This window comes from Ralstonia sp. 22086 (assembly GCF_052045975.1).
Lineage (GTDB): Bacteria > Pseudomonadota > Gammaproteobacteria > Burkholderiales > Burkholderiaceae > Ralstonia > Ralstonia wenshanensis.
On the sequence record NZ_JBQEPZ010000003.1, the window covers coordinates 548,969 to 562,361 of the forward strand.

The 13,393-nt window shown below is 63.3% G+C and carries 14 protein-coding genes; 13 read left to right on the forward strand and 1 reads right to left on the reverse strand.

The window, feature by feature from the left end; genetic code table 11:
* The first annotated feature begins 254 nt into the window (after positions 1–254).
* Positions 255–1,808 carry a murein biosynthesis integral membrane protein MurJ gene (gene murJ / locus ACTJK6_RS15745; protein WP_316870116.1) on the forward strand — a complete coding sequence of 518 codons (1,554 nt, stop codon included), beginning with the start codon at positions 255–257 and terminating at the stop codon, positions 1,806–1,808.
* Complete coding sequence (locus tag ACTJK6_RS15750; protein WP_232040884.1) at positions 1,808–2,653, forward strand: SirB1 family protein; 846 nt, start codon at positions 1,808–1,810, stop codon at positions 2,651–2,653. Before murJ ends, ACTJK6_RS15750 begins: the two co-directional genes overlap by 1 nt.
* A gap of 3 nt (positions 2,654–2,656) precedes the next feature.
* Here the strand turns inward: ACTJK6_RS15750 and ACTJK6_RS15755 are convergent, their stop codons facing one another.
* A complete protein-coding gene (locus ACTJK6_RS15755) occupies positions 2,657–3,316 on the reverse strand; it encodes a VTT domain-containing protein (RefSeq protein WP_232040885.1) in 660 nt (219 codons plus the stop codon).
* 114 nt (positions 3,317–3,430) lie between these two features.
* Here ACTJK6_RS15755 and mutL point away from each other — a divergent pair, with 114 nt between their 5' ends.
* The 11 genes from mutL to ACTJK6_RS15810 all read left to right on the forward strand — a co-directional run bounded on the left by mutL (position 3,431) and on the right by ACTJK6_RS15810 (position 13,387).
* Positions 3,431–5,335 (forward strand): DNA mismatch repair endonuclease MutL, encoded by a 1,905-nt coding sequence (gene mutL / locus ACTJK6_RS15760; RefSeq protein ID WP_440839522.1) that lies wholly within the window; start codon positions 3,431–3,433, stop codon positions 5,333–5,335.
* 6 nt (positions 5,336–5,341) lie between these two features.
* Entirely contained in the window at positions 5,342–6,319 is a 978-nt protein-coding gene (gene miaA, locus ACTJK6_RS15765; protein WP_440839523.1) for a tRNA (adenosine(37)-N6)-dimethylallyltransferase MiaA, read from the forward strand.
* Positions 6,316–6,843, forward strand: coding sequence for a GNAT family N-acetyltransferase (locus ACTJK6_RS15770; RefSeq protein ID WP_206274223.1), 528 nt, complete (start codon positions 6,316–6,318; stop codon positions 6,841–6,843). The genes miaA and ACTJK6_RS15770 overlap by 4 nt, the downstream gene beginning before the upstream one ends.
* Before the next feature lie 80 nt (positions 6,844–6,923).
* Complete coding sequence (locus tag ACTJK6_RS15775; protein WP_440839525.1) at positions 6,924–7,664, forward strand: 2OG-Fe(II) oxygenase; 741 nt, start codon at positions 6,924–6,926, stop codon at positions 7,662–7,664.
* Positions 7,665–7,674: 10 nt separating this feature from the next.
* Positions 7,675–8,331 (forward strand): DNA oxidative demethylase AlkB, encoded by a 657-nt coding sequence (alkB, locus tag ACTJK6_RS15780; protein WP_232040890.1) that lies wholly within the window; start codon positions 7,675–7,677, stop codon positions 8,329–8,331.
* Positions 8,332–8,346: 15 nt separating this feature from the next.
* On the forward strand, positions 8,347–8,997 hold the full coding sequence (locus ACTJK6_RS15785) for a DNA-3-methyladenine glycosylase family protein (RefSeq protein ID WP_316870122.1): 651 nt from the start codon (positions 8,347–8,349) through the stop codon (positions 8,995–8,997).
* A 159-nt stretch (positions 8,998–9,156) separates the two neighbouring features.
* Positions 9,157–9,321: a periplasmic nitrate reductase, NapE protein gene (gene napE, locus ACTJK6_RS15790; protein ID WP_082075987.1), complete on the forward strand. Its 165-nt coding sequence runs from the start codon at positions 9,157–9,159 to the stop codon at positions 9,319–9,321.
* Between the two features lie 89 nt (positions 9,322–9,410).
* Entirely contained in the window at positions 9,411–9,755 is a 345-nt protein-coding gene (locus ACTJK6_RS15795; protein WP_092972571.1) for a chaperone NapD, read from the forward strand.
* Entirely contained in the window at positions 9,727–12,243 is a 2,517-nt protein-coding gene (gene napA, locus ACTJK6_RS15800; RefSeq protein ID WP_414561023.1) for a periplasmic nitrate reductase subunit alpha, read from the forward strand. Before ACTJK6_RS15795 ends, napA begins: the two co-directional genes overlap by 29 nt.
* A gap of 40 nt (positions 12,244–12,283) precedes the next feature.
* On the forward strand, positions 12,284–12,787 hold the full coding sequence (locus ACTJK6_RS15805; RefSeq protein WP_232040893.1) for a nitrate reductase cytochrome c-type subunit: 504 nt from the start codon (positions 12,284–12,286) through the stop codon (positions 12,785–12,787).
* A 12-nt stretch (positions 12,788–12,799) separates the two neighbouring features.
* Positions 12,800–13,387 (forward strand): cytochrome c3 family protein, encoded by a 588-nt coding sequence (locus ACTJK6_RS15810; protein ID WP_232040894.1) that lies wholly within the window; start codon positions 12,800–12,802, stop codon positions 13,385–13,387.
* Positions 13,388–13,393 lie beyond the last annotated feature (6 nt).

A 13,393-nucleotide genomic window follows, 5' to 3' on the forward strand; every position in this document is an offset into this window, starting at 1 on the left:
AAATTGGTGAAAGACGGCAATTATACGCAGACTTCCGCGCCCAACGCAAACCCTGTTGTGAAATCGCCCGGATAACGGCAGTTTGCGGCTTTTGCGCCACTTTTGGGCGCATGACAAGCCGGTCCCTATAATACGGCCGCAATTGTGCCCTCCGGTCACGTCAGTCACGCCGGGCGCGAACCCCGCATGGCGCCGTCGGTCAGACCGCCATCGCCGTGTTTGCCTCCCAGACGGCGCCCAACCAAGCATTCATCTTGAATCTCCTCAAAACACTCGCCACGATCAGCGGCCTGACGATGCTCTCGCGCATCACGGGGCTCATTCGCGAGACGCTGATCGCCCGTGCCTTTGGTGCTTCGGTGTACACCGATGCCTTCAACGTCGCCTTCCGCATCCCGAACCTGCTACGCCGGCTTTCGGCCGAGGGCGCGTTCTCGCAAGCGTTCGTGCCGATCCTGGGCGAATTCAAGAATCGCCAAGGGGAAACCGAAACACGCGCATTGGTCGACTCGGTGGCCACGGTGATGACGTGGTTCCTGGTGGTCATCTCGGCGCTGGGCGTGATCGGCGCGCCGTTGATCGTCACCGCTGTGGCAACGGGCTTCAAGGCGCACGAGAACCAAGCCTATATCTCGGCGATCTTCATGACGCGCGTGATGTTTCCGTACATCGGGCTCGTGTCGTTGGTGGCGCTGGCATCAGGCATTCTCAATACGTGGCGACAGTTTGCGGTGCCCGCTTTCACTCCGGTGCTCCTGAACCTGTCGTTCATCGTGGCAGCGGTGTTTGTGGCGCCGTACCTCGAAACCCCGATCTACGCACAGGCCTATGCGGTGATGGTGGGCGGCATCCTGCAGCTGGCCATTCAGGTCCCGTCATTGCGACGCGTGGGCATGCTGCCACGCGTGTCATTCAATGTGCGACAAGCGTGGCACCACCCGGGCGTGCGGCGCGTGCTTAAGCAGATGCTGCCGGCCACGCTGTCGGTGTCGGTCGCGCAGATCAGCCTGATCATCAACACCAACATCGCATCGCGCCTACCGACGGGCAGCGTGTCGTGGCTGAACTACGCCGACCGGCTGATGGAATTCCCGACCGCACTGCTGGGTGTGGCACTCGGGACGATCCTGCTGCCAAGCCTGTCCAAAGCAAGTGCGGACAACAACCGTGAAGAGTATTCGTCGCTGCTCGACTGGGGCCTGCGGCTGACCGTGCTGCTGGCGGTGCCTTCGGCAGTGGGGCTGTTCGTGTTTGGCGCGCCGCTCACGGCCACGCTGTTCCACTACGGCAAGTTCACCGGCATGGACGTCGAGATGACGCGCCAGGCGCTGACGTCGTACGGCGTGGGGCTGATCGGGCTGATCGTCATCAAGATCCTGGCGCCGGGCTTCTACGCACGGCAGGACATCCGCACGCCGGTGAAGATTGCGCTGGTGGTGCTGGTGGCGACGCAGTTGTCCAACTATGTGTTCGTACCGATGTTCGGACACGCGGGGCTGGCGCTGTCGATCAGCTTTGGCGCGACCATCAATGCGGCGCTGCTGTTCTTCGGCCTGCGCCGTCGCGGCTATTACCACCCGCTGCCGGGCTGGGGTCTATTCATCGCGCAGGTGATGTCGGCCGTACTGCTGCTGGCGGGCGTGCTGCTGTGGCTTGCACACAATTTTGATTGGGTGGGATTGGGTGCCAAGCCGCTCGTACGCATCGCGCTGCTGGGGGCAAGCCTGGTCCTGTGCGCGGTGGTCTATTTCGGTACACTGTGGCTCACCGGATTGAAGTTTTCCACGTTCCGAAAAAAGGCCATCTGATGACCACTAAAGTCCTCGATTATTTTTCGGCCCTGGTCGCGGACGACGACAGCATCCCACTCACAGAAACCGCCCTGTCAATTGCGCAGGACGCGTATCCGGATCTGGACCTGCAGGCAGAGCTGGCCGCCATCGACGTACTCGTCGCGCGGATCAAAAACCGCATCGCCGACGGCACGCCGGCCATCCAGCGCCTACGCCTGCTCAACCAGTTTTTCTATCGCGAGCTGGGCTTCGGGCCCAATGCAAACGATTACTACGATCCCGAGAACTCCTATCTGAATACCGTGCTGCAAAGCCGGCGCGGCATTCCGATCTCGTTGGCGGTGCTGCTGATGGAGATCGGCCAGCAGATTGGCCTGCCGCTCAAGGGCGTGTCTTTTCCGAACCACTTCCTGGTGCGCATGAGCATTCCGGCAGGCGAGGTCGTGCTAGATCCGCTGACGGGACAGACGTTGTCGAAAGAAGAATTGCAGGACATGCTCGACCCGTACCTGGAGAAGGAAGGCATCGAAGACCCGAACACGGTGCCGCTCGGGGTGTTCCTGCAGGTGGCCACGCACCGCGAGATCATCGCGCGCATGCTGCGCAATCTGAAGGCGATCTATCTGCAGGAATCGCGCTGGCAGCGCCTGCTGGCGGTGCAGCAGCGCTTGGTGATTCTGCTGCCCGATTCGATCGAGGAAGTGCGCGACCGAGGGTTGGCCTACGCCAATCTTGAGTGCTTCCGGCCCGCGCTGGAAGACCTGGAAGCCTACGTGGACGCGCGGCCAGATGCAGCCGACACGGCCAAGCTCAAGGAGCGCATGCCAACGCTACGCGCCATGAGCAAGCACTTGAATTGACGTCTACTTCGGGGCCACAGCGCCCCGACGGCGCCTGAGAAGCTTCCATAGCCCGCCCAATGCCAGCGGCACAATCGCAGCACCCAGGCCGATAAGCACGATCGTGTTCAGGTGCTCGCGGATGATGGGCACGTTGCCGAACAGGTCGCCGGTCAGCACCAATAAGCCGACCCACAGCACGGCGCCGATCATGTTGAACAGCTGGAATTTGGCGAACGTCATCTTCGACACGCCGGCCACGAACGGCGCGAACGTACGCACCACCGGAATGAAACGTGCCATTACCAGCATTTTGCCGCCATGGCGCTCGTAGAAGGCGTGTGTCCTGAGCAGCGCTTGGTGATCAAGGAAGCGGATGTGGCCGTCGAATACCTTGGGCCCGATCCACGAACCGACGAAGTAGTTGACGGTGTTGCCCGTTACCGCGGCAGTGACCAGCAGCACGATGAGCAGCCAAGCGTCCATCTGGCCCGTGGCGCACATTGCGCCGGCAATGAAGAGCAGCGTGTCGCCCGGCAGGAATGGCAGCACCACCAAGCCGGTCTCGGCAAAGACGATGGCGAACAGCAGCACGTAGACCCACGCGCCGTACTGCTGAATGAGCAGTCCCAACGATTTGTCGACATGCAGAACGATGTCGAGCAGTTGCATCACGATATCCAAACCAACCCCCGATTGAGCAGCGGGGAATGATACCGGATGTCAATTAATTTTCCCCTTGCGCTTGCCGGGCTTGCGTCGGTGCGCCGCACAGGGCGTGACATTTATAATGCCGCGATGACTTCCGCCTCGACTTCCCGCCGCCCCATCCGCCCGCTTCCCGACCAGCTGATCAGCCAGATCGCGGCCGGCGAGGTGGTCGAACGGCCAGCGTCCGTGGTCAAGGAGTTGCTGGAAAACGCGCTGGATGCCGGCGCCACGCAGCTGCAGATCAAGCTGGAGGAAGGTGGCGTGCGGCGCATTGCCATCACCGACAACGGCGGCGGCATTCCGGCGGGCGAACTGCCCGTCGCACTGATGCGGCATGCGACCAGCAAGATCGGCTCGCTGGAAGAGCTGGAATCGGTGGCGACGCTGGGGTTCCGGGGGGAGGCGCTGGCCTCGATTGCCTCGGTAGCGGAACTGACGCTCACGTCGCGCACAGCGAACGACGCTCACGCCACGCAAATCATTGCGCAAACCGGGCGGGCGCAGCCCGCCTCGGGCGGCATCGGCACCACCGTCGATGTGCAGCATCTGTACTTCAATACGCCGGCACGCCGCAAATTCCTGAAGACGGAGCAGACCGAGCTGGGCCACTGCATGGAGGTGATCCGCCGCACCGCGCTCGCGCGGCCGGATGTGGCCATCTCCGTGCATCACAACGGCAAGCCGCTGGAGCATTGGAACGCCACGCAGGCCGACGCGCGCACCGCCGCCGTGCTCGGCACCGAATTCGCCCGTGCGCGATTGCCCTTCGACGAGGAAGCCGGCGAGCTGCGCCTCTTCGGCTTTGCAGGCCTGCCGACCGCGTCGCGCGGCCGGGCCGATCATCAGTTCTTCTACGTCAACGGACGCTTCGTGCGCGACCGCCTGCTCACGCACGCCGTGCGCAGCGCTTACGAAGATGTGCTCCACGGCGATCGCTTTCCCGCCTACGTGCTGTGCCTGGAGTTGCCGCCCGAGGCTGTGGACGTGAACGTGCATCCGTCCAAGATCGAGGTGCGCTTTCGCGACAGCCGCGCGGTGCATCAGTTCGTCTATCACGCGGTGCAACGCGCGCTGTCTCGCCACGCCGGCGAACAAGGCGACAGCCTGCGCACCGATATCGCCGAGGCGCCCGAGGTTGCGGGGGTCATGACGGCACCTTCGCCGGCTGACAACACCACGCGCTGGATCAACCAGATGGCCGCGCGGCAGACGTCGCTCGGCATTGCGCAGCCGCGTGCGGAATATCTGTCGATGATGCGCGGCGATAGCGCGCCCATGCCATCGAGCCGCCCCGCCTGGATGACCGATGTGCCAAGCGCCGCGACGTTGTTCGACGGCGGCACCGCGACTGCGCAAGCACCTGCTGCCGTTGCGGAGCCGGCCGCTGCGCAGCACGCCGACGACGATGCGCACCCGCTCGGCTTTGCCGTGGCCCAGTTGCACGGCATCTACGTGCTGGCGCAGAACACGCGCGGCATGGTGCTCGTCGACATGCATGCCGCGCACGAACGCATCCTCTACGAACAGCTCAAGGCCGCGCTGGAAACCAAGCGCGTCGAAGTGCAGCCGCTTCTGATTCCGGTCACGTTTGCCGCAAGCCCGGTGGAGATCGGCACCGCAGAGGAATTTCGCGACACGCTCACGCTGCTCGGCTTCGATATCTCTGCCGTGTCGCCCACCACGCTGGCTGTGCGATCGGTGCCGACGCTGCTGCAGAAGGCCGACGCGCAAGCGCTCGCCCGCGACGTGCTGCGCGATCTGCACGCCTACGGCGGCTCGCGCGTGCTGGCTGAACGCCAGAATGAGCTGCTCGCCACGCTGGCGTGCCACTCCGCCGTGCGCGCCAACCGCCGCCTGAACCTGGACGAGATGAACGCGCTGCTGCGCCAGATGGAAGCCACCGAACGCGCCGACCAGTGCAACCACGGTCGCCCGACATGGATCCAGCTCACCGTGGCTGACCTGGATCGACTCTTCCTGCGCGGCCAGTAAATTCCGATGACTGCGTCTGCTGCAAGCGCCCCGCGCGCCATTTGCCTGCTCGGGCCGACAGCGTCCGGCAAAACCGCCGCCGCATTGAAGCTGGCCGAGCGCTGGCCGGTCGAGATCATCAGTATGGATTCGGCGCTGGTGTATCGCGGCATGGACATCGGCACCGCCAAGCCCAGCGCCGAAGAACAGGCCATCGCGCCGCATCACCTGATCGACATCATCGATCCGCTTGATGCGTATTCCGCCGCGCAGTTTGCCAATGATGCGAACGCGCTGATCGATGCCATCCGCGCGCGCGGCAAGCTGCCGCTGATCGTCGGCGGCACGATGCTGTATTACAAGGCGCTCACGCAAGGCCTCTCCGATTTGCCCGGCGCCGACCCTGCCATCCGCGCGGAGATCGATGCCGAAGCCGCCCGCGATGGCTGGCCAGCGCTGCACGCCAAACTGGCGCAGGTCGATCCGGTGACGGCCGCGCGATTGCACGCGACGGATGCGCAGCGCATCCAGCGCGCGCTGGAGCTGTATCGGCTGACAGGCCAGCCGATGTCCGCCCTGCTCGCACGCGAGGTCGGCGCGAATGCGTTCCAGCAGCATGACGCAGCCGCGCCGTATCTGACGATCGCGCTGGAACCGTCCGACCGCCTCGTGCTGCATGCGCGTATCGCGCAGCGCTTTGATGCGATGCTCGCCGGCGGCCTGCTCGACGAGGTGGAGCGCTTGCGCCGCCGTGGCGATCTTTCGCCCACGCTACCGTCTATCCGCTGCGTTGGGTATCGCCAAGCGTGGGCGTACCTCGACGGCGAAATCGACATGACCGGCCTGCGCGAACAAGGCATCGCTGCAACACGCCAGCTCTGCAAGCGCCAGATCACGTGGCTGCGCAGCACGCCCGAGCGGCACGCGGTCGACTGCCTCGCACCCGATTACGTCGACCAGGTTGCGCGCCTAGTCCAAACCTCACTGGAACCGAAATCGCAATGACCGCCACCACAGCGACCCGTTTCACGCTGCGCCCTGCCACGCCGGACGACTGCGCCTCGCTCGTTCGCCTGATCTCCGCGCTGGCCGAGTACGAAAAGCTCACGCACCTCGTGCAGACCACGCCAGAAGCGCTGGCGACGATGTTGTTCGGGCCGCGCCCGTATTGCGAGGCGGTGCTGGCGGAGGTCGACGGCCGGGCCGTGGGCTTTGCGCTGTTCTTCCACAACTTCTCGACCTTCCTGTGCAAGCCGGGCCTGTATCTGGAAGACCTGTTCGTGGAGCCCGAGTACCGCGGCCTGGGCATCGGCAAGGCACTCCTGATCCACCTGGCGCGTCTGGCGCAAGAGCGGGACTGCGGGCGTTTCGAATGGAGCGTGCTCGACTGGAATGCGCCGTCCATCGCCTTCTACGAAGCCATGGGCGCGGATGTACTGCCCGAGTGGCGCATCTGCCGCGCCACCGGCGATGCGTTGACGAAGTTGGCCGCCACCACCATGCCCGCCAGCCTAGCCGCGCAAGCCTGAATTTAACCGCAAGCTCCGGAGTGCCACGTACCCTCCCGTGAGCGTAGGCTTGGCATATCGAATCTCCGAAAGGAGCGCATATGCCGCCTTCCACCGCCGCCGCGCATGTCAGCGCGGGGCACTGCCCCAATCTTGATGGCATCGACTGGCATGCCGTTGAGGACGCTCTCAACGAGGTCGGCAGCGCCGTGTTGCCCGGCCTGCTCACGCATGACGCGTGCGACGCGCTGACCGCGCTGTACTCGCAGGATCGCCTGTACCGCTCGCGCGTGGTGATGGAGCGCCACGGCTTTGGGCGCGGTGAGTACCAGTATTTTGCCTATCCGCTGCCCGACCTGATTGCGCAGTTGCGCACATCGCTCTACCCGCCGCTGGCGAACATCGCCAACCGCTGGAACCAAGCCATGGACATCGACGTACGCTATCCAGCCAAGCACGCCGATTTCCTGCGGCGCTGCCACGAGGCCGGCCAGTTGCGCCCCACGCCGCTGATCCTGCGATACGGCCCCGGCGACTACAACTGCCTGCATCAGGACCTCTACGGCGAGCACGTCTTTCCGCTGCAGGTGGCCATCCTGCTGTCTGAACCCGGCGTCGATTTCACCGGCGGCGAATTCGTCACGACGGAGCAGCGCCCACGGATGCAGTCTCGGCCCGAGGTCGTGCCACTGCGTAAAGGCGATGGCGTGATCTTTGCAGTGCACCATCGCCCCGTACAAGGTACGCGCGGCACGTACCGCGTGAACATGCGCCACGGTGTGAGCCGCCTGCGCTCTGGCCAGCGGCATACTGTGGGGATCATCTTCCACGACGCGCTATAGCCAGCTCACCATGACGACCGGGGACCTGTTTGCCGACCATGCACCCGCCGAAGACGCGCGCATCGCGCTCGGCGAGGCGGCCTTTGTTTTCCGTGGCTTAGCGCTGGCAGAAGCACCGGCCCTGCTGGCGGCGGTGGACGCCATCGAGCAGCGGGCAGCGTTTCGTCACATGGTCACGCCGGGCGGCTTCGAGATGTCGGTCGCGCTCACCAACAGCGGCACGCTGGGCTGGACCTCAGACCGCCGCGGCTACCGCTATGCCACGCACGACCCGCTTACGGGAGCCGCGTGGCCGCCACTGCCCGATGTGTTCCTACGCTTGGCGCGTAACGCCGCCGCTGAAGCCGGCTTCCCCGGCTTCACGCCAGACGCCTGCCTCATCAACCGCTATGTGCCTGGTGCCCGCATGTCGCTCCATCAAGACAAGGACGAACAGGATTACGGCGCGCCCATCGTCTCCGTGTCGCTTGGCATGCCGGCCGTCTTCCTGTTTGGCGGACATCGCCGCGCAGACAAGGCGCAGCGCATTCCCCTTTTTCACGGCGATGTCGTCGTCTGGGGTGGCCCGGACCGCCTGCGCTATCACGGCGTAGCGCCGCTCAAAGACCACCCGCACGCACTGCTGGGCAGCCAGCGCATCAACCTCACGTTCCGCAAGGCCGGCTGACCGGCAAACCAGCGCATGACCATTGCCGCAGACCTGTCCGAAAACGCCTACCGGCAAGCCGAAACATTTCTGGCGACGCTGGACGATGACTGGGCTCGCCATATCGCTGCGATCGGACCGTGCCGCCACGCCGCCAAGCCTGCGCGCGAACCTTATGAAGCGCTGATGCGCGCGATCGCCTACCAGCAGCTGCACGCCAAGGCCGGTGACGCCATCCTCGGACGTTTCCTCGCGCTGTATCCGGCCGCCGCTTTTCCCGCACCGCAGCAGGTGCTCGCGACAGACGAGGCAGCGCTGCGCACCTGCGGTTTCTCCGGGACCAAACTGGCGACCATTCGCGGCATTGCACAAGCCGCGCTCGATGGCGTCGTCCCCACGCGCGAACAGGCGTTGTCCATGCCGGACGAAGCGCTCATCGACCGGCTGGTAACACTGCGCGGAGTTGGCCGCTGGACGGTCGAAATGCTGCTGATCTACACGCTGGAGCGCTCGGACATCCTGCCCGCAGATGATTTCGGCGTACGCGACGGTTATCGCCGCCTGAAGCGGCTCGACACCACGCCCACACGCAAGCAGATGGAAACACTCGGGCTTGCGTGGAGCCCGTATCGCACCGTCGCGGCCTGGTATCTATGGCGGGTGCCCGTCAATGTTTCAGGCGCGTGAATTCGGCAAGTCTTGCGCTAGATCACGCCCCAACGACATATCGCTTGCGCGACATATGTCACGCCGGGATCATGCGAAAACCTTGAATTCCCGTGCGACGTTCGCTTTACTGGAAAACGTTCGCGCGCCATCTGCGCCGCCTTTATTGGTCGAGTCATCGTGGAACAGCCCCAAAACGTCGACGCGCAACGTAAATCCGAAGAACTGCGGAGCTTCCTGTTTCTGACGGTCGTCATGGTGCCGGTTCTTTCGGTCATTATCGTCGCCGGATATGGCTTTATCGTCTGGGCAACCCAATTGCTGAGCGGTCCGCCAACGCATTGATATACGCCCGGGGGGGTTCCGAGGGCGAGTCGGGTTGTATGTTCGCGCAGCACTGATTAGAAAAAGGCGTGCATCGCCAAAACAGCGTCATGCGAAACACAAGAAAAATAGATATCCCCGTTCGGCCGGCGCCGCTTGATGACGACGAGTGGCATATCGCGGGCGTCCTGGTCCAGACGCGGCCAACCCATATTGCATCCGTCAGCAAGTCCATCGAAGCCATCGCCGGCAGCGAAATCCATGCGGCCAGCGACAACGGCAAGCTCGTGGTCACGCTTGAGGCGCCCAGCTCGCGGGCCATCGCAGCCCACCTGACGTTCATTCAACAGATCGACGGTGTGCTGAACACCGCCCTGATCTATCAGCACAACGAAATGGCCGACGCCATGAATGAGGAAATGGACGATGAAAGTCTCTCGCCGCGCGTTCATTAAGCAGACCGCTGCCGCCGCCACCGCTTCGGTAGCTGGCGTCACGCTTCCTGCTGGCGCCGCCAACCTCGTCACCGACAAAGAGCTGACGCAGCTCAAGTGGTCGAAGGCGCCTTGCCGATTCTGCGGCACGGGCTGCGGTGTTGAAGTCGCCGTCAAGGACAACCGCGTGGTGGCCACGCAGGGCGACCCGAAGGCCGAGGTCAATCGGGGCCTGAACTGCGTCAAGGGGTACTTCCTCTCGAAGATCATGTACGGCAAGGACCGGCTGACCCAGCCGCTGCTGCGCATGAAGAATGGCAAGTACGACAAGAACGGCGATTTCACGCCCGTGAGCTGGGACCGTGCGTTCGACGAGATGGCGGTGCAATTCAAGCGCGTCATCAAGGAAAAGGGCCCGACCGCTGTCGGCATGTTCGGCTCGGGCCAGTGGACGATCTTTGAGGGCTACGCTGCCGTCAAGCTGATGAAGGCGGGCTTCCGCTCGAACAACCTCGACCCCAACGCACGCCATTGCATGGCCTCGGCCGTGGCCGGCTTCATGCGCACCTTCGGCATGGACGAGCCGATGGGCTGCTACGACGACTTCGAAGTCGCCGACGCGTTCGTGCTGTGGGGCTCGAACATGGCCGAGATGCACCCGATCTTGTGGTCGCGTGTGACAGACCGACGCCTGTCGGCGCCCAAGACGAAGGTCGCGGTGCTCTCGACGTTCACGCATCGCTCGTTCGATCTGGCCGATATTCCGATCGTCTTCACGCCGCAGGCCGACCTCGCGATGCTCAACTACATCGCGAACTACATCATCACCAACAAGAAGGTCAACACAGACTTCGTCAACAAGCACACCGTCTTCAAGCAAGGGGTAACCGACATCGGCTACGGCCTGCGGCCCGACAACCCGCTGCAGAAGGCCGCCAAGAACGCCGACAAGGTGGGCGACTCCAAGCCGATCTCGTTCGACGAGTTCGCCAAGTTTGTCTCGACGTACGATCTGGACTACACCACCAAGCTGGCGAACCCGGACAAGAGCAAGGAGAAGGAATTCAAGCAGCAGCTCCAGAAGCTTGCCGAGCTGTATGCCGATCCGAAGATCAAGGTCGTGTCGTTCTGGACCATGGGTTTCAACCAGCACACCCGCGGCACCTGGGCGAACAACATGATCTACAACCTGCATCTGCTGACAGGGAAGATCGCCACGCCGGGCAACAGCCCGTTCTCGCTGACGGGCCAGCCTTCGGCCTGCGGCACCGCGCGCGAGGTGGGCACGTTCTCGCACCGCTTGCCGGCCGACATGGTGGTGACCAACCCGAAGCACCGCGAAGAGGCCGAACACATCTGGAAGTTGCCGGCTGGCACGATCCCGGAAAAGCCGGGCTATCACGCCGTGCTGCAGAACCGCATGCTGAAAGACGGCAAGCTCAATGCTTACTGGGTGCAGGTCAACAACAACATCCAGGCCGGCGCCAACCTTGAACAGGAAGGCTATCCGGGCTACCGCAATCCGGCGAACTTTATCGTTGTCTCGGACGTGTACCCGACCGTCACCGCGCTGGCCGCCGACCTGATCCTCCCGAGCGCGATGTGGGTGGAGAAGGAAGGCGCCTACGGCAACGCCGAGCGCCGCACGCAGTTCTGGCATCAGCTCGTGGATGCGCCGGGTGAGGCGCGTTCCGACCTGTGGCAGTTGGTCGAGTTTTCCAAGCGTTTCAAGGTGGAGGAAGTCTGGCCGGAAGACCTCATCGCCAAGAAGCCGGAGCTGCGCGGCAAGACGCTCTACGACGTGCTCTACCGCAACGGCAACGTCGACAAGTTCCCCCTCAAGGACGTCGACCCGGAATACAACAATGCCGAAGCCAAGGCGTTCGGCTTCTACCTCCAGAAGGGCCTGTTCGAAGAGTATGCAAGCTTCGGGCGCGGCCACGGCCACGACCTGGCACCGTTCGACGACTATCACAAGGCGCGCGGATTGCGCTGGCCGGTGGTCAACGGCAAGGAAACGCGCTGGCGCTACAAAGAAGGCAGCGATCCCTACGTCAAGGCTGGCACCGGCTATCAGTTCTATGGCAACCCCGACGGCAAGGCGGTGATCTTCGCCCTGCCCTATGAGGCACCGCCGGAAGTGCCGGACAAGGAATACCCGTTCTGGTTGTCGACTGGCCGCGTGCTGGAGCACTGGCACTCGGGTTCGATGACGCGCCGGGTGCCCGAGCTGTATCGCGCCTTCCCGAATGCAGTCTGCTTCATGCATCCGGAAGATGCGAAGGCGCTCGGGCTACGACGTGGTGTCGAAGTCGAGGTGATCTCGCGGCGCGGCAAGATGCGCACCCGCATTGAAACGCGCGGCCGCAATCAGCCGCCGAAGGGTCTGGTATTCGTGCCCTGGTTCGATGCGAGCCAGCTCATCAACAAGGTCACACTGGATGCAACCTGCCCGATCTCGCTGCAGACGGATTTCAAGAAATGCGCCGTCAAGATCGTGAAGGTCTGACGAGCCCAGGCAGACGACACACGCGCAACCGGAAAACGTCATGAAGCTCAGCCGACTCCTGGGACTGCCAGCCGCCATCTGTGCGCTGCTGCTGGCAACCCTTGCCAACTTGCCCGCGCAGGCCCAAGGCGTTGTCGACGCCATGCGCGGCCCCACGCCGATCGCCGCCGAATCGACACCGCCGATCCTGTATCCGACCGAAAACAAGGACGTGCGCCGCGAGCGCAACTACACCGGGCAACCGCCAACGATTCCGCACAAGATCGACGGCACGTACATGTATCAGATCAACAAGGACCACAACGGTTGTCTGTCTTGCCATGCGCGTACGAAGGCCGAAGAGATGCGTGCGATCGCAATCAGCCCCACGCACTACGTTGACCGCGATGGCCATCAACTGGCCGACGTTTCGCCGCGCCGCTTCTTCTGCACGCAATGCCACGTGCCGCAGGCCGACGCCAAGCCGCTTATCACCAATACGTTTGTCGATGTCGATGAACTGCTCAAACGCAAGCCTGATGGCAAGAGCGTTGGCAAGAACTGAGGCGGTGCAGCCATGTTCGACCTGATCAAGCGCTACTGGCGCACCATCAACCGGCCCAGCGCGTATTTCAGCCTGGGCTTTCTGACGTTGGGCGGCTTTGTTGCCGGCGTGGTGTTCTGGGGCGCATTCAACACCGCGATGGAGGTGACCAACACCGAGGCGTTCTGTACGGGTTGCCACGAAATGCACGACAACGTGTACCAGGAGCTGCAGAGCACGATCCATTACACCAACCGCAGCGGTGTACGCGCGATCTGCTCCAACTGTCACGTTCCGCACGCCTGGACGAACAAGATTGCACGGAAGATGCAGGCATCCAAGGAAGTGTGGGGCAAGATCTTCGGCACCATCGACACGCGCGAGAAATTCGAAGCGCATCGGCTCGAGCTGGCCCAGCATGAATGGGATCGGCTCAAGGCCAACGATTCATTGGAATGCCGCAACTGCCACAACTACGAATCGATGGACTTCACGCGACAAAGCCCGCGCGCGTCGGCCATGCACTCCCAATATCTGGGCAGCAAAGAGAAAACCTGTATCGACTGCCACAAGGGTATTGCGCACCATCTGCCCGACATGTCGAAGATGAAGACCGAGTAAAGCACG